At 58.8% G+C, this 26030-nt stretch carries 22 protein-coding genes; 15 read left to right on the top strand and 7 right to left on the bottom strand.

From position 1 onward, the window contains the following. Positions 1-364 precede the first annotated feature (364 nt). The 3 genes from pntA to HCK03_RS12175 all read left to right on the top strand — a co-directional run bounded on the left by pntA (position 365) and on the right by HCK03_RS12175 (position 3644). The gene (gene pntA, locus HCK03_RS12165) at positions 365-1894 is read left to right on the top strand and encodes a Re/Si-specific NAD(P)(+) transhydrogenase subunit alpha (protein ID WP_041145796.1); all 1530 of its coding nucleotides are present in this window, start codon (positions 365-367) and stop codon (positions 1892-1894) included. A 10-nt stretch (positions 1895-1904) separates the two neighbouring features. Then, on the top strand, positions 1905-3293 hold the full coding sequence (gene pntB, locus HCK03_RS12170) for a Re/Si-specific NAD(P)(+) transhydrogenase subunit beta (protein WP_041145795.1): 1389 nt from the start codon (positions 1905-1907) through the stop codon (positions 3291-3293). 162 nt (positions 3294-3455) lie between these two features. Continuing rightward, positions 3456-3644 carry a YdiH family protein gene (locus tag HCK03_RS12175; protein ID WP_041145794.1) on the top strand — a complete coding sequence of 63 codons (189 nt, stop codon included), beginning with the start codon at positions 3456-3458 and terminating at the stop codon, positions 3642-3644. Between the two features lie 135 nt (positions 3645-3779). Here the strand turns inward: HCK03_RS12175 and uspE are convergent, their stop codons facing one another. The 3 genes from uspE to ogt form a co-directional block, all read right to left on the bottom strand. After that, entirely contained in the window at positions 3780-4730 is a 951-nt protein-coding gene (uspE, locus tag HCK03_RS12180) for a universal stress protein UspE (protein ID WP_041145793.1), read from the bottom strand. 136 nt (positions 4731-4866) lie between these two features. Then, positions 4867-5619 carry a fumarate/nitrate reduction transcriptional regulator Fnr gene (gene fnr, locus HCK03_RS12185; protein WP_002903394.1) on the bottom strand — a complete coding sequence of 251 codons (753 nt, stop codon included), beginning with the start codon at positions 5617-5619 and terminating at the stop codon, positions 4867-4869. A 195-nt stretch (positions 5620-5814) separates the two neighbouring features. Then, complete coding sequence (gene ogt / locus HCK03_RS12190) at positions 5815-6330, bottom strand: methylated-DNA--[protein]-cysteine S-methyltransferase (protein WP_167691640.1); 516 nt, start codon at positions 6328-6330, stop codon at positions 5815-5817. Positions 6331-6458: 128 nt separating this feature from the next. Between ogt and HCK03_RS12195 the strand changes: the two genes are divergently transcribed. Then, on the top strand, positions 6459-6725 hold the full coding sequence (locus tag HCK03_RS12195; protein ID WP_227503248.1) for a hypothetical protein: 267 nt from the start codon (positions 6459-6461) through the stop codon (positions 6723-6725). A 450-nt stretch (positions 6726-7175) separates the two neighbouring features. Beyond that, positions 7176-7739, top strand: coding sequence for a DNA endonuclease SmrA (gene smrA, locus HCK03_RS12200; RefSeq protein WP_041145791.1), 564 nt, complete (start codon positions 7176-7178; stop codon positions 7737-7739). Here the strand turns inward: smrA and HCK03_RS12205 are convergent. Then, positions 7736-8542 (bottom strand): IclR family transcriptional regulator domain-containing protein, encoded by an 807-nt coding sequence (locus HCK03_RS12205; protein WP_041145790.1) that lies wholly within the window; start codon positions 8540-8542, stop codon positions 7736-7738. The two genes, smrA and HCK03_RS12205, sit on opposite strands and share 4 nt — an antisense overlap. A gap of 167 nt (positions 8543-8709) precedes the next feature. Here HCK03_RS12205 and HCK03_RS12210 point away from each other — a divergent pair, with 167 nt between their 5' ends. Genes HCK03_RS12210 through pcaC form a run of 6 tightly spaced genes read left to right on the top strand, consistent with a single transcriptional unit; the run spans position 8710 to position 13774 of the window. Next, positions 8710-9396 carry a 3-oxoacid CoA-transferase subunit A gene (locus HCK03_RS12210; RefSeq protein WP_041145789.1) on the top strand — a complete coding sequence of 229 codons (687 nt, stop codon included), beginning with the start codon at positions 8710-8712 and terminating at the stop codon, positions 9394-9396. A gap of 10 nt (positions 9397-9406) precedes the next feature. Continuing rightward, the gene (locus HCK03_RS12215) at positions 9407-10063 is read left to right on the top strand and encodes a 3-oxoacid CoA-transferase subunit B (protein ID WP_041145788.1); all 657 of its coding nucleotides are present in this window, start codon (positions 9407-9409) and stop codon (positions 10061-10063) included. A gap of 10 nt (positions 10064-10073) precedes the next feature. Beyond that, a complete protein-coding gene (gene pcaF / locus HCK03_RS12220; RefSeq protein WP_041145787.1) occupies positions 10074-11276 on the top strand; it encodes a 3-oxoadipyl-CoA thiolase in 1203 nt (400 codons plus the stop codon). A 9-nt stretch (positions 11277-11285) separates the two neighbouring features. Beyond that, positions 11286-12638: a 3-carboxy-cis,cis-muconate cycloisomerase gene (locus HCK03_RS12225; RefSeq protein ID WP_167691641.1), complete on the top strand. Its 1353-nt coding sequence runs from the start codon at positions 11286-11288 to the stop codon at positions 12636-12638. Continuing rightward, a complete protein-coding gene (gene pcaD / locus HCK03_RS12230; protein WP_167692433.1) occupies positions 12628-13392 on the top strand; it encodes a 3-oxoadipate enol-lactonase in 765 nt (254 codons plus the stop codon). Before HCK03_RS12225 ends, pcaD begins: the two co-directional genes overlap by 11 nt. Then, positions 13385-13774 carry a 4-carboxymuconolactone decarboxylase gene (pcaC, locus tag HCK03_RS12235; RefSeq protein ID WP_076946833.1) on the top strand — a complete coding sequence of 130 codons (390 nt, stop codon included), beginning with the start codon at positions 13385-13387 and terminating at the stop codon, positions 13772-13774. The genes pcaD and pcaC overlap by 8 nt, the downstream gene beginning before the upstream one ends. A 50-nt stretch (positions 13775-13824) precedes the next feature. On the opposite strand, the gene HCK03_RS12240 is transcribed toward pcaC, so the two are convergent. Next, the gene (locus tag HCK03_RS12240) at positions 13825-15450 is read right to left on the bottom strand and encodes a mechanosensitive ion channel family protein (RefSeq protein WP_167691642.1); all 1626 of its coding nucleotides are present in this window, start codon (positions 15448-15450) and stop codon (positions 13825-13827) included. A gap of 248 nt (positions 15451-15698) precedes the next feature. On the opposite strand from HCK03_RS12240, the gene HCK03_RS12245 reads away from it, so the two are divergent. From HCK03_RS12245 to HCK03_RS12255, 3 genes are read left to right on the top strand one after another with little or no spacing between them, the layout of a single operon-like run. Beyond that, the gene (locus HCK03_RS12245; protein ID WP_041145782.1) at positions 15699-16154 is read left to right on the top strand and encodes a MarR family transcriptional regulator; all 456 of its coding nucleotides are present in this window, start codon (positions 15699-15701) and stop codon (positions 16152-16154) included. 24 nt (positions 16155-16178) lie between these two features. Next, positions 16179-17357 (top strand): efflux RND transporter periplasmic adaptor subunit, encoded by a 1179-nt coding sequence (locus HCK03_RS12250; RefSeq protein WP_041145781.1) that lies wholly within the window; start codon positions 16179-16181, stop codon positions 17355-17357. Positions 17358-17367: 10 nt separating this feature from the next. Continuing rightward, entirely contained in the window at positions 17368-18903 is a 1536-nt protein-coding gene (locus HCK03_RS12255) for a DHA2 family efflux MFS transporter permease subunit (protein WP_167691643.1), read from the top strand. Between the two features lie 466 nt (positions 18904-19369). Here HCK03_RS12255 and fumA read toward each other — a convergent pair whose 3' ends face one another. After that, a complete protein-coding gene (gene fumA, locus HCK03_RS12260) occupies positions 19370-21019 on the bottom strand; it encodes a class I fumarate hydratase FumA (RefSeq protein WP_167691644.1) in 1650 nt (549 codons plus the stop codon). Between the two features lie 53 nt (positions 21020-21072). Then, positions 21073-22584 carry an anion permease gene (locus HCK03_RS12265; protein ID WP_041145778.1) on the bottom strand — a complete coding sequence of 504 codons (1512 nt, stop codon included), beginning with the start codon at positions 22582-22584 and terminating at the stop codon, positions 21073-21075. Positions 22585-23220: 636 nt separating this feature from the next. Between HCK03_RS12265 and HCK03_RS12270 the strand changes: the two genes are divergently transcribed. Next, positions 23221-25998, top strand: coding sequence for a flavocytochrome c (locus HCK03_RS12270; protein WP_167691645.1), 2778 nt, complete (start codon positions 23221-23223; stop codon positions 25996-25998). The last annotated feature ends 32 nt before the right edge of the window (positions 25999-26030 follow it).

Below are 26030 nucleotides of genomic sequence, written 5' to 3' on the forward strand. Positions count from 1 at the left end.
AAAACAGCCTCTTGACCAGCAAAATCGATAATCGATATCGCTTTAATAAGTTAATGTAATGTTAATGCGATGTTCTGGCAGGCGATTAATTGCGTATTACGGCTTAAGCTAAGCGAATTATCAGGCTCGCTTATAAATTTAAGGTAAATATTGCTGCCTGACGCAGTTTGTCGCGCGTTTTACCAATAAAATCAAAAATTCTGTTTTATCGCAGTAGATCACAATCGGTATTTTCAGTAGGTTATAAAAAGTTTGTTACTGTTTCATTTTTTTCAGTCGAATATCTGAACCGGCGCGTTTTGCCGGCGGATCGTCGGCTGTCAGAAGAGAAAACCATCATCAAAAACCGATGAAAGGGAAAACTATGCGTATCGGGGTACCAAAAGAACGGTTAGCCAATGAAACCCGCGTAGCGGCCACGCCGAAAACGGTGGAGCAGCTGCTCAAGCTGGGTTTTACCGTCGCAGTTGAAAGCGGCGCGGGCCAGCTGGCAAGTTTCGATGACGAGGCGTTTGCTCAGGCAGGCGCTGAGGTTGTGGACGGCGCCGAAGTTTGGCAGTCACCTGTTATTCTCAAGGTGAATGCGCCTGACGAGAATGAAATTGCTTTACTGAATCCAGGCACCACGCTGGTGAGCTTTATCTGGCCGGCGCAGAACCCGGAACTGCTGGCAAAACTCTCTGCCCGCAATGTCACCGTGATGGCGATGGATTCGGTGCCGCGTATTTCGCGCGCCCAGTCGCTGGATGCCTTAAGCTCGATGGCCAACATTGCCGGCTATCGCGCCATCGTCGAGGCCGCGCACGAATTTGGCCGCTTCTTCACCGGGCAGATCACCGCCGCGGGCAAGGTTCCGCCAGCCAAGGTGATGGTGATCGGCGCCGGCGTTGCCGGCCTGGCCGCGATTGGCGCCGCCAACAGCCTGGGGGCGATCGTTCGCGCGTTCGACACCCGTCCTGAGGTCAAAGAGCAGGTGCAGAGCATGGGCGCCGAGTTCCTTGAGCTGGACTTTAAAGAGGAGGCGGGCAGCGGCGACGGCTATGCCAAAGTGATGTCCGAAGCCTTTATTAAAGCCGAAATGGCGCTGTTTGCCGCCCAGGCAAAAGAGGTCGATATCATCGTCACCACGGCGCTGATCCCCGGCAAACCGGCGCCGAAGCTGATTACCCGCGAAATGGTTGACTCGATGACTTCCGGCAGCGTGGTGGTCGATCTGGCCTCGCAGAACGGCGGCAACTGTGAATACACCGTGCCTGGCGAAGTGGTGACCACCGCCAACGGGGTGAGAATCATCGGCTATACCGATCTGCCCGGCCGCCTGCCGACCCAGTCATCCCAGCTCTACGGCACCAACCTGGTCAACCTGATCAAGCTGCTGTGCAAAGAGAAGGACGGCAACATTGCCATCGATTTCGACGACGTTGTGGTACGTGGCGTAACGGTTGTTCGCGACGGGGAAGTGACCTGGCCGGCGCCGCCGATTCAGGTCTCCGCCCAGCCGCAGGCCGCCGCGAAGAAGGTTGAAGCGCCTGTTGAACCGAAAAAACCGGTTTCGCCGTGGCGCAAATACGCGCTGATGGCGCTGGCGATTATCCTGTTTGGCTGGCTGGCTAACGTGGCGCCGAAGGAGTTCCTTGGCCACTTTACCGTCTTTGCGCTCTCCTGCGTGGTCGGATACTACGTGGTGTGGAACGTGTCGCACGCGCTGCATACGCCGCTGATGTCGGTCACAAACGCCATCTCGGGGATTATCGTTGTCGGGGCGCTGCTGCAGATAGGCCACGGCGGTTGGGTCAGCGTGCTGAGCTTTATCGCGGTGCTGATCGCCAGCATTAATATTTTTGGTGGTTTCACCGTCACTCAGCGCATGCTGAAAATGTTCCGCAAAGGATAAGGGGTAACAAATGTCTGGTGGATTAGTTACAGCTGCATACATTGTTGCCGCGATCCTCTTTATTTTTAGTCTCGCAGGGCTGTCAAAACACGAGTCGTCTCAGCAGGGCAACTACTTCGGCGTTGCCGGGATGGCGATCGCGCTGATCGCCACCATTCTGGGGCCGGACAGCAGCAACGTCGCGTGGATCCTGCTGGCGATGGTTATCGGTGGCGCCATCGGTATCCGTCTGGCGAAGAAAGTCGAAATGACCGAAATGCCGGAGCTGGTGGCGGTGCTGCACAGCTTCGTCGGCCTTGCGGCGGTGCTGGTGGGCTTTAACAGCTACCTGCAGCATGAAACCGGCATGGAGCCGATTCTGGTCAATATTCATCTGACCGAAGTGTTCCTCGGCATCTTCATCGGTGCGGTGACCTTTACCGGTTCTATCGTGGCCTTCGGCAAGCTGTGCGGCAAGATGTCCTCCAAGCCGCTGATGCTGCCGAACCGTCATAAGCTGAACCTCGCGGCGCTGGTCGTCTCTTTTGTGCTGCTGGTGGCCTTTGTTCGCACCGATAGCACCGCGACGCAGGTTCTGGCGCTGCTGGTAATGACCGTTATCGCTCTGGCGTTTGGCTGGCACCTGGTGGCCTCCATCGGCGGGGCGGACATGCCGGTCGTGGTATCGATGCTGAACTCCTACTCAGGCTGGGCGGCGGCGGCGGCGGGCTTTATGCTGAGCAACGATCTGCTGATCGTCACCGGTGCGCTGGTCGGCTCTTCCGGTGCGATTCTGTCCTACATCATGTGTAAGGCCATGAACCGCTCCTTCTTCAGCGTCATTGCCGGCGGATTTGGTACCGATGGTTCCTCGTCCGGCAGCGATGATGAAGTGGGCGAGCACCGTGAAATTAGCGCAGAAGATACCGCTGAAATGCTGAAAAACTCGCACTCGGTGATCATTACCCCGGGCTACGGGATGGCGGTAGCCCAGGCTCAGTATCCGGTTGCGGAAATCACCGAGCGTCTGCGCGCTCGCGGTATCAAGGTGCGCTTTGGTATTCACCCGGTTGCCGGTCGTCTGCCTGGGCATATGAACGTGCTGCTGGCGGAAGCTAAGGTTCCGTACGACGTGGTGCTGGAAATGGATGAAATCAACGATGACTTCACCGACACCGACACCGTGCTGGTTATCGGCGCCAACGATACCGTTAACCCGGCCGCGCAGGACGATCCGAAAAGCCCTATCGCCGGTATGCCGGTGCTGGAAGTCTGGAAAGCGCAGAACGTGGTGGTCTTCAAACGGTCGATGAACACCGGCTACGCCGGCGTGCAGAACCCGCTGTTCTTCAAGGAGAACACCCACATGCTGTTTGGCGATGCTAAAGCCAGCGTGGATGCGATTCTGAAAGCGCTGTAAGGCCTGAAGAGCGCGGACGAAAGTCGCTATAAAACGTTTGCTTCTGAAGCCGTCTCCGTTGAGACGGCTTTTTTATATAGCGCGCCAGCCCACTTATTGCTCACAAATTAATCGCTACGGGGTGCTATAATAGGGACGTTTTTTCAACACACTGAGGATATTATGGATACCGAATTAACCCCCGCGCAAATGGCCATCGAATTTCTGCGTCGTGACCCTACCGCTTTAACCCCCGCGCAGTACCTGAAAAAATTTAAACTTCTCGAGCTGGAATTTGCCGATTTAATGTCGCTCTCCTCCATTGAACTGAAAGAAGAGATCGACCACGCCTGGCGCTTAGGTATCCATTAAAAAGTATCGCTTCAGCTGATATGCATCGCTGATGAAGGGGGCCGGAAGGCCTTTTTTACGCTCTGTGCGAGGCGGCGGGCAAAAAAATCCCCCGCGGTGGCGGGGGAGTTGGCGACGACGGTTGGCGACCAGAGATCAGTCGTCGTCTTCGTCGTCCAGTTCAACCGGCGTTTTGTACTGATCCGGTTTCAGCACCAGCAGATCGCAGCGCAGATGGTCGATCACCTGCTCGGCGGTGTTGCCGAGGAAGGCCGCCGACAGCCCGGTACGCCCGATGGTGCCCAGGACGACAATCCCTGCCTGCAGATGCTCCGACAGATCGGGGATCACCTCTTCCGGCAGACCCTTTTCGACGTGGGTGCGGCTCTCGTCAATCGCAAACTTTTGCCGCAGCGTTTTCATCGCCAGCAGGTGCTGGCCGCGAATGGCGTCGTTGTAGATGCTGGGATCGAAATCAGGCAGCTCAATGGCGATATTGATAGGCGTAACCGGATAAGCGCCCACCAGGTGGACCTCGGTGTGGTTAACCTGTTCCGCCAGCTCAAGCGTCTCTTTGACCAGTTTCTCATTCAGGGAGTCGTGGTAGTTTTCTTCGCTGGCAAGATTGACCGCCACCAGCGCTCTGCCGCCCTCTGGCCACGGCTGGTCTTTAACCATCCACACCGGGCACGGGCATTTACGCAGAAGATGCCAGTCGGTAGGGGTGAAGATGACCGCTTCCAGCCTGTCGTGCTGGTGCGCCATTTTCAGCACTAAATCATGCTTGTCGCTGAGGATTTCCTGAATGATGGCTTCGAAGGGGCGGTTGTGCCATACCACCTTGATGTCAATCGGGATCCCGGACTCGATATAGAACCGGGCCTGCTCTTTGATCCAGGCGCTGCGTTGGCTGATCACGCCCTGGCGCATAGCCGTTCGCTCATCTGGCGACAGCAGGGTCGTCATCTCATATGAGAAATCATAGATCGGCAAAAAGGCTTTAATGCGGCCACCAATCCGTTGGTGTAGGTATACCGCGCGCCGCAGTGCGGGCTGGTCGTCCTGGTTAGGATCGATTACTACCAGCATGTTCTGATACTTCGCCATACAGGGTCTCCTTACAACTGTAACTGCAGTCTGTAATTAAAAAGATAACCTATATAGATGAATTGAAACAGGGGATGACCCTGGCCAGATCAACAAATAAGAAAAAAATTAGCGATCTGGCGAAGGGATCGGGCTATCAGGCGACGTTGCGCGCCTGACCAGCCAACTGAGCGAGGAGGTCGCTGTTTTCGATGGTGATGTATTTACCTTTAACCGCCAGCATGCCGCTTTTCTGGAAACGACCCAGCAGGCGGCTGATAGTTTCTACGGTCAGGCCGAGATAGTTCCCGATATCGCCGCGGGTCATGGTCAGACGGAACTCACGAGGCGAGAAGCCGCGCTGGGCAAAACGACGAGAAAGATTGTAGATAAAGGCCGCCAGGCGCTCCTCGGCGTTCTTTTTGGAAAGCAGCAGGATCATATCCTGATCGCCTTTAATCTCGCCGCTCATCAGGCGCATCATCTGCTGACGCAGATTCGGCATCTTGCCTGAGAGGTCGTCCAGGGTTTCGAAGGGAATTTCGCAGACCATTGAGGTTTCCAGCGCCTGAGCAAAGCTCGGGTGGAGACCGGTGCCGATCGCGTCAAAACCAACCAAATCACCCGCCAGGTGGAAGCCGGTAATCTGCTCGTCGCCCTGTTCGGTGATGGTATAGCTTTTGATGGTGCCTGAACGAATGGCGTACAGCGACTTCAGCTCATCGCCGGCTTTGAACAGGGTCTGTCCTTTCTGGATAGGCTTTTTTCGCTCGATGATATTATCAAGCTGATCAAGCTCGTGCTCGTTCAGAGTAAAAGGGATGCAAAGCTGGCTGATGCTGCAATCCTGACAATGGATTGCACAACCGCCAGACTGAATGCGTCGTATAATTCTCTTTTCCGGGATCATAAGTCTGCTCAAGCCTTAATTGATATTGGTCAATTTTAACATCTTTTTGGTGAGCAGGTAAGCCTCGAACCGATGAAACACGTAATATTAAAAGGGGAAAGCGATTACCCCCTTTATCTCATTGATAAGAAATAAGATGTCTCAGCATATTTGATTGTAAAGTTGCCGGATGCTTCCGATAAAAGGCACTTACGGTCAAAGAAGCAAATACCCCTCATGGCGCAATAACCACTCTTTACGCTGCACGCCGCCCGCGTAGCCGGTCATGGTGCCGTTACGTCCGATGACGCGGTGGCAGGGCACCACGATACTGACCGGATTAGAGCCGTTGGCCGCCCCGACCGCCCGCGCGGCGCCTGGCCGACCTAATGCCTCCGCCAGCTGACCGTAGTGCATGACCTGGCCGCAGGGGATGGTACGCAGCGTTTTCCAGACCTCGCGTTGAAACGGGGTGCCCGCCGTCGCCGTCGGCAGCGTTTCGATAACCGCAAGGTCACCGGCGAAATAGTCGCCAAGCCTGCTGCTCAGCCCGCCCGGGTCATGAGAATCCACGCGCTGGTACCCTTCATGGCGATAGTGCAGCTCCAGCAGCTGCTCCATCCGCGCGCTGTACTCCTCCCACTCAACGGCTCGCAGATGGAACTGCTCGTCGCAAACGATCCATAGCGGCCCGACCGGGGTATCGATTTTGTCCTGAAGCAGTATCAGCATCGTTTTTCCTTATTACCTGATTCAAATGATTATTACTGCACCCTGAACACAAGATATCACGTCATCCTGGTGGGCAACTATACTCCATAAAGGTGAACGGCGAGCGGCGTGGCTGAAGGGGCGAATCTATGAATATGTTTTCCATTTTGCTGCTGCCTGCAGGGCAGAAGCAAAACCAAATCGCAGCGGGTCCGGCGATATTTAATTTTGTATTAATTACGCCGCGCGGGTCTGAATGGATTTTGCTACTTTCTCCGGGCGGTAAATTCCCCTATGCGGAGGAGCGTTCAGTTCATCTCTCTATGCAGTTTGTCATACGCACGCGGATTAGTTTGAACTGGCTAATTCATCGGGAGGCACCCGACGCCGCAATACACTATACAGGCATTCCTTGAGTCAATTATTTGCCAGCACGTTATTAGTGCTGGCTTTTTTTTGTTAACGTGAAAGGTGATGGTATGCAATATATGCTAACTGGCGTTTTGATATTGATTATCAGTGGTTTGCTGTTAAATGCTGTCTCTCTTATGATCGAGTCGCTTTATAAGCTAATGAAAGATATGCACTTAAAGAAAAAACATTTTTAGGTGCCTCAGCAGGTCCGGCAAGCGTATTGACAGCGATCGCTTGCCGACCTGTTATTCCCCTCCGCCATACACCCGTTCAGCAATCCAGCCGTTATTCTCAGTAACTTCCTCAGGCGTCACTGCTGGTCACCGCGACGATCGCGCGGGTTGAGTGCCGGTGGCTACGGGCGCAGGAGCCGGTGCGCCCGACGACAAACGCGTTGAGGGCGCGCGGTGCGACGGCTATAGTAGCCTCCGATAGTCGCCGGAGGAGTGCTGATGAACCTTGATGACAAATCGCTATTTCTGGATGCCATGGAGGATGTCCAGCCGCTGAAGAGCGGCAACGACGTGCTGTGGCATCCCGAGCGCCACGCCCGCACCCCGCAGCGCATCGACGCGCTGCAGCTGGATAACTTTTTGACCACCGGCTACCTCGACGTGCTGCCGCTGGCAACGCCGCTGGAGTTCAGGCGCGAGGGGGTACAAAGCGGCGTGCTGGACAAGCTGCGGCTGGGGAAATACAGCCAGCAGGCGAGCCTCAATCTGCTGCGCCAGCCGGTCGAGAAGTGTCGGCAAATGCTGTTTGCCTTTGTGCACCAGGCGCAGAAGGAGTCGCTGCGCAACGTGCTGATTGTTCACGGCAAAGGGCGCGATGACAGCGCTCACCCCAATATTATCCGCAGCTACCTGGCGCGCTGGCTGGAAGAGCTTCCCGAAGTGCAGGCGTTTTGCGTCGCCTCCGCCCATCACGGCGGCAGCGGAGCGTGCTACGTCGCCCTGCGCAAATCGGCCGAGGCAAAGCAGGAAAACTGGGAGCGCCACGCCAAACGCAGCCGCTAGCGCAGCAGCAGCGTCAGCTCCCGGGCCGCTTTTTGCAGCTCTGGCAGCACCCGATCCAGCATTTCACGAGTTGAAACCTGCCCGGCATGGACGCCGACGTTCAGCGCCGCCTGAACCTGTCCCTGCGGGTTAAACAGCGGCACCGCCAGCGAGCGCAGCCCCATCTCCAGCTCCTGATCGTTCAGCGCGTAGCCCTGCTGGTGGACGCGCTTGAGCTCGGCGCGCAGCTTATTCACCGAATCCACCGTTTGCGGGGTGTAGCGAATCATCGTCACCCGGCCCAGCATATCGTTCAGCTTCTCCTCCGGCTGATGGCTCAACAGCACCCGGCCCATCGAGGTGGCCCAGGCCGGCAGCCGGCTGCCAATATCCAGATCGATAGTCATAATGCGCGAGCTGGAGGCGCGGGCAATGTAGAGAATATCGTCGCCGTCGAGGGTGGCGATGGAGCAGGACTCGTTAAGCATTTCGCTCAGATGCTTGAGCACCGGCTGGGCCGAACGCGCCAGCGGGGTTGAGGCCAGCCAGGCGTGGCCGAGGGCGAGGATGCGCGGACGCAGCTGAAAATTCTTACCATCTTCAGCATAGACAAACCCCAGCTTGCCGAGCGTATAGAGGCAGCGGCGCACCGCCGCGCGCGGAATACCGGTCTTCTGGCTGATCTGTGAGATCGACAGCACCGGGCGCTGCGGGGTGAAGGCCTGAATCACCTCCAGCCCGCGGGCCAGCGAGGCCATAAAGTTCGGGTCGCCCTTAAACGGGTCGCTATCGCCGGTCAGTAAATCGTCTGGATGCTTCTCCATTTTGTTCTCCATATTTGCCATCGATCACATTCTTTCGCTAAAGATATACGATGTTCGATTATCGCACCATATTTCGATTATCGCCCTTGACCAACATCGTTAAGCGGGTCACATTTTGTGCGAACAACGTATATAAGTGCGATTACCGCACATAAAGGAGCGACCTGATGATTGATAAAAGCGTGTCGACGCTAAGCGATGCCATCGCCGGGATCCACGACGGCGCGACCATCATGATCGGCGGTTTTGGTCCCGCCGGTCAGCCAACGTACCTGATTGATGCCCTGATTGAGCAGGGCGCCCGCGACCTAACCATTATCAACAACAACGCGGGCAACGGTGAGGTGGGCCTGGCGGCGCTGCTGAAGGCCGGACGGGTGAGCAAGATGATCTGCTCTTTCCCGCGTCAGGTTGACTCGCAGATTTTTGACGACCTCTACCGCCGCGGCAAGGTTGAGCTGGAGCTGGTTCCGCAGGGCAATCTGGCGGCCAGAATCCAGGCCGCCGGCGCCGGACTGGGGGCGGTATTTACCCCGACCGGCTATGGCACGCCGCTGGCGGAAGGCAAAGAGACCCGCGAAATCGACGGGCGCCACTACGTTCTCGAATATCCGATTAAGGCCGATTTTGCGCTGATTAAGGCTCATCACGCCGACCGCTGGGGCAACCTGGTGTACCGCAAAGCGGCGCGCAACTTTGGCCCGATCATGGCAACCGCCGCCAAAACCACCATCGTTGAGGTCTCCCGCCTGGTCACCCTCGGCGAACTGGACCCGGAAAATATCATTACTCCGGGGATTTTTGTCCAGCGCGTCTTCTCGCTGGAAAACACCGTTACCGCACAGAGCGCCTGAGGAGCCAGCGATGCAAAAATTAACTCGTGATGAGATGGCCCAGCGCGTGGCGCGCGATATCCCGGAAGGGGCCTATGTGAACCTCGGTATCGGTTTACCGACCCGCATCGCCAACTATCTGCCCGCGGATAAAGAGGTGTTCCTGCACAGTGAAAACGGCCTGCTGGGCATGGGCGGCAGACCGCAGCCCGGCGAAGAGGATCCGGAGCTGATTAACGCCGGGAAAGAGTACGTCACGCTGCTCAAAGGCGGCTGTTTCTTCCACCACGGCGACTCCTTTGCCATGATGCGCGGCGGCCACCTCGATATCTGCGTGCTGGGAGCCTATCAGGTCTCTGCCCGCGGCGATCTGGCCAACTGGAGCACCGGTGCGCCGGACTCGATCCCGGCCGTAGGCGGGGCGATGGACCTGGCTATCGGCGCGCGTCAGGTCTTCGTGATGATGGATCATCTGACCCGCGACGGCGAGTGCAAGCTGGTCGAGCACTGCAGCTATCCGCTGACCGGCGTTGGCTGCGTCAGCCGAATCTACACCGACCTCGCGGTTATCGATATCACCCCCGGCGGCCCGGTGGTGCGGGAAATCTTCAACGGCCTCTCTTTTGAGGAGCTGCAGCGCATCACTCCGGTGGCGTTGACCTTCGAACATCTGGCGAAAAGCGCGTAAGGAACCTATGATGAATCAGGCATTTATCTGTGATGCGGTGCGTACACCCTTCGGTCGTTTTGCAGGCACCCTGGCGCCGATGCGCGCCGATGATTTAGGCGCGCTGCCGCTCAAGGCGCTGCTGGAGCGCAATCCGGGACTGGATCCTTCACGCATCGATGACGTGATTTACGGCTGTGCAAACCAGGCCGGCGAAGATAACCGCAACGTCGCGCGCATGGCGCTGCTGCTGGCCGGACTTCCGGAAACGGTTCCGGGCAGCACCATTAACCGTCTGTGCGGCTCGAGCCTTGATGCGATCGGCGTCGCAGCGCGGGCAATCAAAAGCGGCGAGACTCAGCTGATGATTGCCGGCGGAGTAGAGAGCATGTCGCGCGCGCCCTTCGTCATGGGCAAGGCCGAAAACGCCTATAGCCGCAGCATGCAGATTGAAGATACCACTATCGGCTGGCGCTTTATCAACGCGCGGATGAAGGCGCTGTATGGCGTTGATTCGATGCCGGAAACCGCCGAAAACGTGGCCGCTGATTTTGCGATTTCGCGCGCGGACCAGGACGCCTTCGCCCTGCGCAGCCAGCGGCGAACCGCCGAGGCGCAGGAGGCCGGGCGCTTTGCCGATGAGCTGATTGCGGTCTCGATCCCGCAGCGTAAGGGCGAGCCGCTGCTGTTTACCCGCGATGAACACCCGCGCAGCACCTCGCTGGAGGCGCTGGCGAAGCTAAAAGGCGTGGTGCGCGCCGACGGTTCGGTGACCGCCGGCAACGCTTCCGGGGTCAACGATGGGGCCTGCGCGCTGCTGCTGGCCAGCGAGCAGGCGCTGATGGCGAACGACCTGCAGCCGCTGGCGCGCGTTGTCGGCGTGGCGACCGCCGGGGTCGCGCCAAGAATTATGGGCTTCGGTCCGGCTCCGGCAGTACGTAAAGTGCTGGCGCTGACCGGGCTGACGCTGGCGCAGATGGACGTGATTGAACTGAACGAAGCCTTTGCTGCCCAGGCGCTGGCGGTGACGCGCGATTTAGGCCTGGCCGACGACGCCGCGCACGTTAACCCCAACGGCGGGGCGATTGCCTTAGGCCATCCGTTGGGCGCCTCCGGCGGGCGGCTGGCGATGACCGCCGCCTATCAGCTGCGGCGCACCGGCGGGCGCTACGCGCTGTGCACCATGTGTATCGGCGTCGGCCAGGGAATTGCGCTGATTATTGAACGTGTTTAAGGAGCCAAAATGAGTTTGCTGACCCCGATGATGCGCAGCAGCTCGCTGACCGCCTGGTTTAGCGACGCGCAGCGGGTACAGGGGATGCTGGATTTTGAAGCGGCGCTGATCCGCGCCCAGGCCGCCTGCGGGATAGTGCCTCAGGCGGCCGTCGCGCCGGTGGTCAACGCCTGCCGGCATTCGCTTATCGATTTCTCCGCGCTGGGAGAGGCGGCGGCCGACGCCGGGAATCTGGCGATCCCGCTGGTCAGGCAGCTTACCGCCTGCGTTAAGGCTGCGGACCCGCAGGCCGCTCGCTACGTCCACTGGGGAGCCACCAGCCAGGATGCTATCGACAGCGGTCTGGTTTTGCAGCTGCGCGGCGCGCTGGCGGAGACCGATTCGCTGCTGCAGCGCCTGATGGCTGAATTTGCGCGGCAGGCGCAGCGGCATCAGCATACGGTGATGCCGGGGCGCACCTGGATGCAGCACGCGCTGCCGGTGACCTTTGGCCTGAAGTTGGCGGGCACTCTCGATGCGCTGCTGCGCTGGCAGCAGCGGCTGCGCGAAATGCGCGCCCGCGTGCTGGTGCTGCAGTTTGGCGGCGCGGCGGGCACCCTCGACTCGCTAAAAGGGCACGGACCGGAGGTCGCCGGGCGGCTGGCGGCCGAGCTTGGCCTGGCGCTTCCGGACACCCCGTGGCACAGCCAGCGCGATCGGCTGCTGGAAGTGGGGGCCTGGTACGCCGGGGTCTGCGGGACGCTGGGTAAATTTGCCAACGACTTTTCGCTGCTGATGCAGACGGAAGTTGCCGAAGTTGCGGAGCCGGTCGCAGAAGGCCGCGGCGGTTCGTCGACGATGCCGCACAAGCGTAACCCGGTCGGCTGCGCGGCGATCCTGACGGCGGCTCAGCGTACGCCGGGCCTGGTGGCCTGCCTGTATGCCGGCCAGGTTCAGCAGCACGAGCGCGCGCTCGGCGGCTGGCAGGCGGAGTGGGAGACGCTCCCTGAGCTGATTACCCTCGTCGGCGGCGCGCTGGAACAGAGCGTCGAGCTGGCGCGCGATATGCAGGTGTTCGCGCAGAAAATGCGCGCCGATCTCGATATGACCCACGGCCTGATTATGGCCGAAGCGGTGACCCTGGCGCTGGCGGAGTTTATCGGTAAGGCCGACGCCCATCATCGGGTCGAGGCGCTGTGCCGCCAGGCGATTGACCAGTCGCGCCCGCTGCTGGCGCTGCTGGAAAGCGACCCTCAGGTCAGCCAGCATCTTAGCGTAGCCCGTTTAACCCAGCTGCTGGACCCGACAACGGCTACCGGCAGTGCGGAAATTTTTGTGCGCCAGGTCGTGGCGCGTTACCAGGAACAACATGATGAACCTTGATTACCAGATTGACGGCCCGGAAGGTGCGCCGGTTATCGTTCTTTCCAACTCGCTGGGCACCACCCGGTCGATGTGGCAGCCGCAGCTTGGCGCGCTAACTGCGCGGTTTCGCGTGCTGCGCTACGACACTCACGGTCATGGTCAGACCGCTAAAAGCGGTAAGGTGACCCTCGCCCAGCTTGGCGAAGACGTTATTACGCTGCTCGATCATCTGCAGATAGAGAAAGCCTGGTTTTGCGGGATTTCGATGGGCGGACTGACCGGACTGTGGCTGGGACGCTTCGCCCCGGAGCGATTTTACGCCATTGCGGTGGCCAATACCGCCGCGCGAATTGGCGACCAGGCCAGCTGGCTGTCGCGGGCGCGGGCCGTCCGTCAGGAGGGGATGGACGTGGTGGCCGCCGGCGCGGCGGATCGCTGGTTTAGCCACGCCTTTCGCCAGAAGGCGCCGGAGGTGGTTGCATCCTTGTGCCATCAGCTGACCCATAGCGATGCTGAGGGCTATGCCGCCTGCTGTGAAGCGCTGGCGGCGGCCGACCTGCGCAGTGAAGTCGGGCACATCAGTCTGCCAACCCTGATTATCGCCGGGGAAAGTGACCCTGTCACGACGGTGGCGGATGCCAACTTTCTCCATCAGCAGATCCCCGCCTCGCAGGTGGTGGTGGCCTCCGCATCGCATCTGTCTAATATCGAAGCGGCGGGCGCATTCAGCGCCGCATTACTGGGATTCTTCCGGGGAGAGCAGCATGGATGACAAGGCGCGTTATCAGCAGGGAATGGCGGTACGCCGTCAGGTGCTGGGCGATGCCCACGTCGACCGCACGCTGGATAAGCTGACCCCGCTCAATGAAGAGTTTCAGGACTTTATTACCCGCTACGCGTGGGGCGAAACCTGGACCCGACCGGGGCTGGAACGCCATACTCGCAGCATGATCACCATCGCGATGCTGATCGCGCTTAATCGCGAAGCGGAGCTCAAAATGCATCTGCGCGCTGCGTTTAATAACGGCGTGACCCGCGATGAGCTCAAGGAGCTGATTATGCACTCCGCGCTCTACTGCGGCCTGCCTGCGGCCAACGCCACGATGCACCTGGCGCAGCAGGTATTTGACGATCTGGACGCGCAGCAGGCATAGGCCGCGTTCTCAGGCCGGGCCGCGAGCGTTTGCGGCCGGCTCTCCTCGCGTTAACCCTCTTTTTTGTTTATCTCTTCCGGCGCAGCGGCGGGCGCGGCGTACCAGTTTTCCTTCGCCACCACCACCGGCTCCTTCGGCTGCAGGACAAAGTTAGGCGACATTATCTGCACGTTAAACTCGTTGAACACGTCCAGCACGCTGCCGTGCAGCGCATTACGCCCTTCCGGTACGGTGGTTTCGGCAAGCAGCCGTACCTGCAGCTCGTAGGAGGTGTACCAGTCCATCAGCGCCAGCTTGCGCACTTTTGGCGGCAGGTCAGGGTCGATGCCTTCAGCGCGGTGCGCCGCCAGCTCCAGCAGGGCGCAGACCTGGCGCCACGGCGTATCGTAGCCAATCGTCACGCTAACGGTCAGGTTGACCCCCTGGCCGGGGTTCTGCGCGCTGAGGTTAATGATTTTGCCGCTCACCACCACCGCGTTGGGGACGGTGACGATGTAATTTTCACGGGTCTGAATTTTGGTAGCCAGCATGCCGATTTCGCTGACCTGACCCTCATCGCCGGCGATGCGGATCCAGTCCCCTTTGTGCAGCGCGCGCGAGTAAATCAGTACCAACCCGCTCATGGCATGATTCATGATGCCGGTTGATCCCAGGGTTAACATCAGGCCGAAAAAGACGCTGATGCCCTTAAAGGCCAGCGAATTAGCTCCGGGGAGAAAAGGGTAAGCGGCGGAGAGGGCAAACAGCCAGATTGCCGCGGAGATAAGCCTGCGGGTGGCGCCGACGGTCTCCGGGTGCAGGCCGGGAATATGCAGGCGGCCGGCTTCAACCTGGCCGAGCAGCACCTTGACCAGGCGGATAATAAACCAGGTTATCAGGAAAATAATCAGCACAATCAGCAGGCCGGGCAGCGAAGAGATTATGGACAGCGCAATCTCCTGGATAACTTTCAGCGACCAGTCGCCCAGCGATTCGCTCCACACGCGGGTCCACGGAAAGAGGCCGAAGGCCCAGCTCAGCCAGACGTAAAGCGCCAGAGTGCCGAGCAGCACCATCAGCAGGGCATAGAGCCGGGTTTCAATATTGCCGAGGAAGCGCCGCCAGTTCTGCGGGATCCAGCTGCGTTTCTCGAGAATGCGCAGATTGAAAAAACGCCGCACCCGCCGCCACGAACGGTACGCGGCGTAATAGAGCAGGGCCAGCGCCAGGGCCCCGGCCAGGGTTTTGCCGACCGACAGCAGCAGATATGAGCGGTTGTACTGTTCGCGCAGGGAGGTCCGCTGCGCCTCAATCCGGGTGAGCGCGCGCTGGGCCGCCTGATCGAGGGTCAGATCGTCGCCTTCATCAAGATCGGCCTGGCTGAGCAGCATCACCGGTTTGTTGTTCATCATAAACAGGCGGCCAGGCAGGTTGTAGCGGGTAACCGGCACCACCTGCAGCGGCTGGCTGATATCGGCTTCCGTGAAGGCGCGCAGAGTATTACGTACCCGCAGCACGCGCTCTTCGGGGGTGGTCTGGCCGAAGGTTGCCTGCAGCATGACGATCGGCTGGTGGAAGATAAATACCGTACGCGCCCGCTCGCGATCCGTTGGCTGCTCGCGCGGCTCGGCGGCGTGGAGCGGAAGCGCCAGCAGCAGCGTAAACCATGCCAAAAACAACGCCCGTACTCTGTTCATAAGCCGCACCCGGAAAGAGAGAATTATTGTTATTTTTCAGGTGCTCTAAGGCAGTGACTGACCTGAACCTGCTTTGAGCATAGCCGAGGGTCAGGCGAATTCAAGACTCGCCTGCAGGAGCGTGCCGGTGCCCGGGAAGCGGCAGGGGACGCCCCATCCTGACAAAATGTGCGATCTTCTTGACACAGCATTGACAAATAAATGCCTGGTCAGTAATTTCATTTGTAATTATTGACCAGGCAAATATCATGAATAAGCATCCGGGTATTATCAATAACAAGTTCCATCTGGGTTTATTAATCCATCTGGCAAACCAGTATAAAGATCAGCTTATTAGCCAGTACTTCTCCGGCATGGATATCACGGCCGCGCAGTTTAAGGTGCTGATCAGCATCTATAAGGGCGTCACCAGTCCGGTTGAGATCAGTAAAAATCTGGTCATGGACGCCGGGGCGATGAGCCGCATGGTGGATCGGATGGTCAAGCGCGATCTCATCAGCCGTTCGCCTAATCCGCAGGATAAGCGGCAGGTCGTGCTGGCGCTGACCGGCAAAGGCGAGCTGATTTGCGAGCGCTTTGTTAATGAAGCGCTGGCGTCAATCATCAGCGACCTTACCGCCCGACTGACCCCCGACGAGTCTCGTTTACTGGTAGAGCTAATGACAAAAATGCTGCCAGACGAAATTGTTGCTCCTCATCGCTAACGTATTCAAGAAGGTCCGCACAAGATGGAAACCACACCTGCACAGCACGCCGAGCGCGGCAGCAAGCGCAAACGCAACTTTATTATTTTACTGATTATTCTGCTGCTTGCCGCCGGCGGCGGCGTGGCATGGTATCTGCTGTATGCCCGCTACTATGAATCGACTGATGATGCCTACGTTAACGGCAACCAGGTGACGCTCACTCCGCAAATCGGCGGCACGGTGACCCAGGTCACGGTGGACGAGGGGGATTTTGTGCAGAAGGGGCAGCCGCTGGTGCTGCTTGACCCGAGCGATACCGAAATTGCGCTGCAGCAGGCGGAAGCCAATCTGGCCAACACCGTGCGCCAGGTTCGCGGGCTCTACAGCACGGCGGATAACTACCGCGCGCAGGTTGCGGCGAAAAGGGTCGCCCTGCAGACGGCGCAAAACGACTACGCCCGGCGGCAGAAAATCTACCAGAGCGGCGCCATCGCTGCGGAAGATCTCTCCCACTATCGCGACGCGGTCACCAGCGCGCAGAGCGACTTAGCCGCCGCTCAGGAGGCGTTACGCACCAACACGGCGATGGTTGATGACACGGTTATCGACAGCCATCCCGAAATTAAAAGCGCGGTAGCCACGCTGCGTCAGCGCTATCTGGATAATTCGCGCAGCACCATCGTTGCGCCGGTCAGCGGCTTCGTCGCCAAACGCGCGGTCCAGCTCGGTATGCGCGTCGATTCGGGAACTACCCTGATGGCTATCGTGCCGCTGAATGAGGTGTGGGTCGATGCCAACTTCAAAGAGAGCCAGATGAGCGCAATGCGCCTGGGGCAGAAAGTGACGCTGAGCGCGGACCTCTACGGCGACGACGTGGAGTACCACGGCACCATTGAGAGCCTGGGCATCGGCACCGGCAGCGCGTTTTCGCTGCTGCCCGCGCAGAACGCCAGCGGCAACTGGATCAAAATCGTCCAGCGTCTGCCGGTGCGCATCACGCTGGACCCGCATGATATGCAGAAAAACCCGCTGCGCGTGGGGCTGTCGATGAACGTTCGTGTTGATATTCGCGATACCGACGGTCATCTGCTGCCGCAGCAAACCGTTAGCGCCCCGCGTTTCACCACGGATGTGTATCAGAACCCGCTGGAACAGGCGGACCAGCTGGTGGCTAAAATCCTTCATGACAACAGCAAAGCGGTAGCCGCCGGCGCCCGTTAAGAGAGACGTTATGCAAGATAATGCCGCATTTACGCCGCCCAATATGTGGCTGGCGGTGCTCGCGCTGTCGCTGGCCACGTTTATGCAGGTGCTGGACTCCACGATTGCCAACGTGGCGCTGCCGACGATCGCCGGCAACCTCGGGGTGAGCGCCGATCAGGGGACGTGGGTTATCACCTCGTTTGCGGTGTGTAACGCCATTGCGCTGCCGCTGACCGGCTGGTTTACCCGGCGCTTCGGTCAGCTAAAGCTGTTTATCGGCTCGGTAGTGCTGTTTACCCTGACCTCGTTCCTGTGCGGGTTTGCCCACAGCATGACCGAGCTGATTATCTTTCGCGCCCTGCAGGGCTTCTTCGCCGGGCCGATGTTCCCGATGTGCCAGACGCTGCTGCTGGTTATCTTCCCGTCGAGCAAGCGCAGCATGGCGCTCGCGCTGCTGTCGATGGTGACGGTCGTGGCGCCGATTGTTGGCCCCATAACCGGTGGCTGGATCACCGATAACTACTCCTGGCCGTGGATTTTCTACATCAACGTGCCGATCGGCATCTTTGCCGCGATTGTGGTCTGGACGCAGATGCGCGAGCGTGAAGAGACCACCACCCACGCGCCGATTGACTACATCGGCATTGCGCTGCTGGTGCTTGGCGTCGGGCTGCTGCAGGTGGTGCTGGATAAAGGCAACGACCTCGACTGGTTCGCCTCAATCCATATCGTCATTATGTCGGTAATTTCGGCGATATCGCTGGTTTCGTTCGTTATCTGGGAGCTGGGCGAGCGCCATCCGATAGTCAACCTGCAGCTGTTTAAGGACCGTAACTTTGCTATCGGTACGATCTCGCTGACCCTGGGCTACGCGGCGTTTTTTGCCATCAACATTATTCTGCCGCAGTGGCTGCAAACCCAGATGGGCTACACCGCCATTTGGGCCGGGCTTGCCGCCGCGCCGATGGGCGTGCTGCCGCTGGTGATGACGCCGATTATTGGCCGCTACGCCAATAATTTCGATCTGCGTATTCTGGCTTCGCTCTCGTTCCTGACCATGGGAGCTTCCTGCCTGATTCGCGCGCAGTTCAACACCGACGTCGATTTTCGCACCATCGCCGAAGTGCAGCTGTTTATGGGGATCGGCGTGGCGTTTTTCTTTATGCCGATCACCACCATCGTACTGTCGAACCTCAGCGGGGCGGAGGTGGCGGAGGGTTCCGGTCTGGCAACCTTCTTCCGCGTGCTGGGCGGCTCGTTTGCCTCCTCGCTGACCACCTGGATCTGGTCGCGGCGGGAGGTGTTCCACCATGCCAACCTGACCGAAAGCGTCTCCGCCTATAATCCGGCGGCGGTGGACTATGTGGAGAAGATGGGCGGAGCGACCCAGCAGCATATGGCGCTGATCGATAAAACTATCGAGCAGCAGGCCTATATGATGTCGACCATCGACTATTTCTGGGTGTTAGGCTGGGGCTTTATGGCGCTGATCGTGGTTATCTGGTTTGCCCGTCCGCCGTTCAGCCGCGCCGGAGCGCCGGGTGCGCCGTCCGCCGGTCACTAGCCGCGGGGTGATAAAAAATGTGCCTGTCGATTTAGCGGTGTTCCGTTCACCGGATGCCTGAGGCGATAAAAGCGGCCTGTCCGCATGGTCACCGCATGGTTTGAATCATTGTTGCTATCCGCAACGATGGACGTCAGGTGGCGAAAAGGCTTGCAGCGGGGCCCTTGCTCCCCGCTGAAATCGGCGAACCGAAGGCCGCAAGACAAGGGCTGGCCGCCAGGGATGGCGGCAAGAGGCGAATCGAGACAGGAGCGAGCCCCGGAACGGGCGAGCAGGTCGAGTTGAGCCGACCGCAGGCTGCAGGCCGGGAGGTGAGCGCAGTGCGCAGCACCGATTTCCGTGCGGGACCGCGGGGATTGTTAAGGGGAAGAGGGTTATCTTCCCCTTAACCCGGTCACCTGGCAGCGGGGCCGCATGTTCTGCCCAACGTTCGGTGAACGGAATACCTCTTAACTCATCGACGAATCTAGCGTCGGGCGCAGCCGCTGCACTGTTTGTTCTGGATCTGCTGGAAGAAGTCGTTGCCTTTGTCATCCACCAGGATAAACGCCGGGAAGTCTTCCACTTCGATTTTCCAGATAGCCTCCATTCCCAGCTCCGGCCAGGCCACGCACTCGAGGCTCTTGATGCTCTGCTGCGCCAGCACCGCCGCCGGGCCGCCGATGCTGCCCAGGTAGAAGCCGCCGTGCTTGTGGCAGGCGTCGGTTACCTGCTGGCTGCGGTTGCCTTTTGCCAGCATCACCATGCTCGCGCCGTGCGACTGCAGCAAATCGACGTAGGAATCCATGCGCCCGGCGGTAGTCGGCCCCAGCGAACCGGAAGCGTAGCCGTCCGGGGTTTTGGCCGGACCCGCGTAGTAGAGCGGGTGATCTTTAACGTACTGCGGCAGCGCCTCGCCGTTATCCAGCAGCTCCTTGAGCTTCGCGTGGGCGATATCGCGCGCGACGATAATCGTGCCGCTCAGCGACAGGCGCGTTGAAACCGGATGGGCGGAAAGCTGTCCGAGGATGTCGCTCATCGGCTGATTGAGATCGATGTTGACGACCTTGCCTTCACCCTGCTGGCGCAGCGCTTCCGGAATATATTTGCCCGGATTGCTTTCCAGCTTCTCAATCCAGATCCCGTGACGGTTGATCTTAGCCTTAATGTTGCGATCGGCGGAGCAGGAGACGCCCATCCCAATCGGGCAGGAGGCGCCGTGGCGCGGCAGGCGAATCACGCGAATGTCGTGAGCAAAGTACTTGCCGCCAAACTGCGCCCCGAGGCCGAGTTCCTGGGCGGCCAGCAGCAGCTCCTGCTCCAGCTGCACGTCGCGGAACGCCTGGCCGTGCTCGTTGCCCTCCGTTGGCAGACCGTCGTAATAGTGGGTGGAGGCCAGCTTCACGGTTTTCAGCGTCGATTCCGCAGAGGTCCCGCCGATAACAAAAGCGATGTGGTACGGCGGACAGGCGGCGGTGCCGAGGGTGCGCATCTTCTCGACGAGGTAGTCCTTCAGCTTCGCCGGGGTGATCAGCGCCTTGGTCTCCTGGTAGAGATAGGTTTTGTTGGCCGAACCGCCGCCTTTTGCCATGCACAAGAATTTGTATTCGTCGCCGTCAACGCTATAGAGGTCAATCTGCGCCGGCAGGTTGGTGCCGGTATTGACCTCTTTATACATATCGAGGGCAGCGTTCTGCGAATAGCGCAGGTTGTCCTGAATGTAGGTGTTGTAGACGCCCTGCGCCAGCGCGGCCTCATCGCCGCCGCCGGTCCACACCCGCTGGCCTTTTTTACCCATGATAATCGCCGTGCCGGTGTCCTGGCAGGTGGGCAGAATGCCCTTAGCGGCAATCTCGGAGTTACGCAGGAACTGCAGGGCGACGTATTTGTCGTTTTCGCTGGCTTCCGGGTCGAGCAGGATTGATGCCACCTGCTGCTGGTGGGAGACGCGTAGCATAAAGGCCGCGTCGTGGAAGGCCTGCTGGGCCAGCAGGGTGAGCGCTTCAGGCGCAACCTTGAGAATCTCCTCGCCCTCGAACCCGGCGACGCTGACGTGCTCTTTGCTCAGCAGATAGTATTCAGTCTCATCTTTCGCCAGCGGAAACGCTTCCTGATAAACAAACGGTTTAGTCGACATTGTTTAAGCTCCCTAAGAGTAAAACCGCCGGGAGTAACCCCGACGGTTGTGAATCAGAACATCATGGACATCCACGGATAGCCAATCAGCAGCAGGGCGGCCAGGAAGATGGCGCCGAAGATGGTGCCGAGGCGCCAGTAGTCTTTGGTCGGCAGATAGCCGCTGCCGTAGTAGATCGGGCTTGGGCCGGTACCGTACGGGGTGATGATCCCCATAATGCCCAGCGAGGTGACCATCAGCAGCACGAACACCTGCATATTCATTCCCGGAATGGTGGAGGCGATGGTCAGCATCGCCGGCAGCAGCGCGGTGGTATGGGCGGTGGTGCTGGCAAACAGGTAGTGCAGCAGGAAGAACGCCAGCAGCAGGACGACCGTTGCCACGCCCGGCGAGATGCCGCTCATTAGCGCGCCGCCCTCTTTACCCAGCCAGGCGATAAAGCCGGTAGAGGAGAGGCCGTCCGCCAGCGCCACGAGGGTGGCGAACCAGACAAAGGTATTCCATGCCGCTTTATTATTGGTGATATCGTTCCAGGACAGGACCCCGGTCCACAGCATCAGAACGATAACCAGCAGGGCCGCCAGCGCCGGCTCAACCCACTCGGCGGCGAAGATCCACATCGTCAGCGCGAAGCAGACAAACACCAGCAGCAGAATTTCATTACGCGACAGGCGGCCAAGCTTTTCCAGCTCGCGTGCGGCCCACAGGGGCACTTCATCATTGATCTTCACCTCCGGCGGATAGAACCAGTAGGCCAGCAGCGGCATCACCGCAATCAGCAGCACGCCCACCGGCAGGAAGGCGATGAACCAGGTGCCCCAGGAGATATTGATACCGACGATACTTTTCACCAGCGCCAGCGCCAGCAGGTTAGGCGCCAGCGCCGAAAGGAACATCGAGCTGGTGATACAGGCGGCGGTAATGGCGACCCACATCAGATAGGAGCCGATGCGGCGGGCGCTAGGGTCGTTAGGCTTAGAGCCATACAGCGGCGGCAGGTTGGCGATAATCGGGTAAATGGTCCCGCCGCTACGGGCGGTATTCGACGGCGTGAAGGGCGCCAGCAGCAGGTCGGCAAAGGTGATGGCGTAGCCCAGCGTCAGGCTGCGGCGGCCAAGGTACTTCACCAGAATCAGCGCCAGACGGCGCCCAAACTGGGTTTTGTCGTAGCCCGCGGCAAACATAAAGGCGCCGAAAATCAGCCACACGGTAGAGTTACCAAACCCGCTGACCGCCCACTTAAATGAGGCGCCGGCCAGCTTGAATTTGGGGTCCGCCAGCTGTGCCGGGTCGAACAGCAGCCACTGGCTGCAGAGGGCGATAACCACTACCCCTGTGATGCCGATCACCGCTCCGGGGAGGGGTTCGAAAATCAGGCCGACGATCACGCCAACGAAAATGGCGAAGTAGTGCCAGGCATAGGGCGGCAGGCCGTCAGGCACCGGGACGAAGAGCAGCATTACGGCCACGATAATGGGCAGCGCCATCATCAGCAGACGACGCTTATCAGCAGCCTTAGGACTGGCTGCGCCGGCAGGCGATATGGTTGTCTTTTTCTCTTTCATAATGAGTATCTGCAAGTAGTTAAAAATAAGGTTGAGCCATCGGTGATTTTTTCGCTTTCTTTAATTTCAAAACTTTCTTTAGTTATTAATCGTTGGTTTTTATTATCACCGTGACGGTTATTTAACGCATTTTTTAGGGCGCTAAATTAAATTCGTTTGTTATTTATATATTGCTCTTTGATGTCGAATTGCAATTGATTGAGATCAATAAATCCAGGGGTCTGGCGTTTTTTTTATTTTGCGCAATAACCCTGTGGGATAAAGGGGTTATTTGTATAAAATACCGCTAAATGTTAAATTCTAGTCGATTTTTAGCGTGTGATTAACAAGATGTTTTGATTTAAAGTGTTGATTTTTATTGTTTTAAATGGGAATTAGTAATTTTATTTTCATTAACAAAAGTGTCTTGTTTGTTATCGGTATTATGCTTTGTGTAAACATTGTATTTTAAAATAATAATACGATAGGAGTAGTGATGTTATTGTGAGTATTAAATAGTTTTTTAACTAACGTAAGTGATTTGGTAACTAAAAAATTCGCTATATTATTAACATGAAAACAGGAATTAAAAACACAACCAAAAATAAATTCCTTAGCGAATTCTGAATTTCAATATTTAAAATCTGGAGTATTACTATGACCAGTAATCAACGTATTTTGCAGCCCTTTACCTTGCCAAACGGAACTGAGCTAAAAAACCGCCTGTTTATGGCGCCGATGACCACCTGTACCGGCTATTATGACGGCTCGGTCACCAGCGAGCTGGTAGAGTACTACCGCGCCCGTGCGGGCAGCATCGGGACCATCATCGTCGAGTGCTGCTTTATCGATAACTATGGCCTGGCCTTCCCTGGCGCCATTGGTATCGACAGTGATGAAAAAATTGCCGGCCTTGCCAAAATTGCCGAAGCCATCCAGGCGGAAGGGTCGAAGGCCATCCTGCAGATCTATCACGGCGGCCGCATGGTCGACCCGCAGCTTATCGGCGGCCGCCAGCCGGTCGCGCCGAGCGCGCTGGCCGCCCCGCGCGACGGCGCCGCGATGCCGCGCGCGCTGAGTACAGAGGAAGTCGAGGAGACCATCGCGAAATTCGGTGACGGCGTTCGCCGCGCGATTCAGGCCGGTTTTGACGGCGTCGAAATCCACGGCGCCAATACCTATCTTATCCAGCAGTTCTACTCCCCGAACTCTAACCAGCGCGACGACTGCTGGGGCGGCAGCCGCGACAACCGCGCCCGTTTCCCGCTGGCGGTGCTGGATATCACCCATAAAATGGCCGGCCAGTACGCGGACGATGCTTTTATTATCGGCTACCGCTTCTCGCCGGAAGAGCTGGAAGAGCCGGGCATCCGCTTTGACGACACCCTCTACCTGCTGGAAAAGCTGGCGGCGCGGGGCCTCGACTATCTGCACTTCTCGGTGGGCGCTTCGCTGCGTCCCTCCATCGTTGATACCCGCGATCCGACGCCGCTGATTGAAAAATACTGCGCGCTGCGCTCCGCCAGCCTCGCGGAGATTCCGGTGATGGGCGTTGGCGGGGTTGTCAACGCCGCGGACGCCGAGCAGGGACTGGATCACGGCTACGATCTGATCGCCGTCGGACGGGCCTGCATCGCCTACCCGGACTGGACCGACCGCGTTGCCGAGGGTGAAAACCTGGAGCTGTTTATCGACAGCACCCGCCGCGAAGCGCTGCATATTCCGGAGCCGCTGTGGCGCTTCTCGCTGGTGGAAGCGATGATCCGCGATATGAGCATGGGCGACGCGAAGTTTAAGCCCGGCGTCTTTGTCGAAAGCGTACAGGATGAGGCCGGCGAGCTGGTGATCCACGTCAGCCTTGAGAACGACCGTATCGCTGACGTTGAGCTGGCCTCTGCCGCGGTACAGACCGTGGAGTTCACCACCAGCTTTGAAGAGATCCGCGAGCGTATTTTGACCGCCAACACCCCGCACGTTGACGCCATCTCCGGCGCCACCAGCCAAAGCGAAGCGGTGAAAAAAGCGGTATCCAAAGCGATGCTGAAATCGAGCAAAGCGCTGGCAGTTGAGGAAGGCGGCGACGATCGGGCGGTGAAAAGCTACGACGTGGTGGTGGTCGGCAGCGGCGGCGCGGGTCTGGCGGCGGCGATTCAGGCCCACGATGAAGGCGCCCGCGTGCTGATCGTTGAAAAAATGCCGACTATCGGCGGCAACACCATTAAAGCCTCCGCCGGGATGAACGCCGCGGAGACGCGCTTCCAGCGGGTAAAAGGAATTGTGGACAGCAAAGAGCTGTTCTTTGCGGAGAGCCTGAAGGGCGGGCATAACAAAAACAACCCTGAGCTGCTGCGCCGCTTTGTGGAGAACGCCCCCGAGGCGATCGAGTGGCTGGCCCGTCGCGGGATCATGCTTAACGACATCACCACCACCGGCGGAATGAGCATTGACCGAACCCACCGTCCGCGCGACGGGTCGGCGGTCGGCGGCTATCTGATCAGCGGCCTGGTGCGCAATATCAGCAAACGCGGGATTGACGTGATGCTGGATACGTCGGTCGAAGAGATCCTGATGACCAACGATGAGGTGAGCGGCGTGCGTCTGCTGAACGACGAGCAGGAGCGCATTGAGGTGCAGACGAAGAGCATCGTGGTCGCCACCGGCGGCTTCAGCGCCAACAGCGCGATGGTGGTCAAATACCGTCCGGACCTCGCCGGCTTTGTCACCACCAACCATAAAGGGGCGACCGGCGGCGGCATCGCGCTGCTGGAGCGCATCGGCGCCGGCACCGTGGATATGGGCGAAATCCAGATCCACCCGACCGTTGAGCAGAAGACCTCATACCTGATTTCGGAGTCGATTCGCGGCGGCGGGGCGATTCTGGTGAGCCAGCGCGGTCAGCGCTTCTACAACGAAATGGCGACCCGCGATAAAGTCTCGGCGGCGATTATCGCGCTGCCGGAGCAGTACGCCTGGATCGTCTTTGACGAGCACGTGCGGGCAAAAAACAAGGCGGCCGATGAATACATCGCCAAAGGGCTCGCCACCAGCGCCAGCTCCCCGCGCGAGCTGGCGGAGAAGCTGGGGATGGATTACCATGCCTTCCTTGCTACCCTTGAGCGCTACAACGGCTTTGTTGAAACCCAGCGCGATGAAGATTTTGGCCGCACCACCGCGCTGCGGGCGCCGATAAACGAAGGGCCGTTCCACGCGATCCGCATCGCCCCGGGCGTTCACCACACCATGGGCGGGGTGACGATTAATACCGCGACCGCGGTGTTAAATACCGCTCAGCAGCCGATTCCTGGCGCCTATGCCGCTGGGGAAGTGGTCGGCGGCATCCACGGCGGCAACCGCATCGGCGGCAATGCGGTGGCGGATATCATTATCTTTGGTACCCTGGCAGGCCACCAGGCGGCAATACGCGCCAGAGGATAACATTTAGCGATTTGCCCCGGCCGCGCGCCGGG

This window comes from Klebsiella terrigena, assembly GCF_012029655.1.
Lineage (GTDB): Bacteria > Pseudomonadota > Gammaproteobacteria > Enterobacterales > Enterobacteriaceae > Klebsiella > Klebsiella terrigena.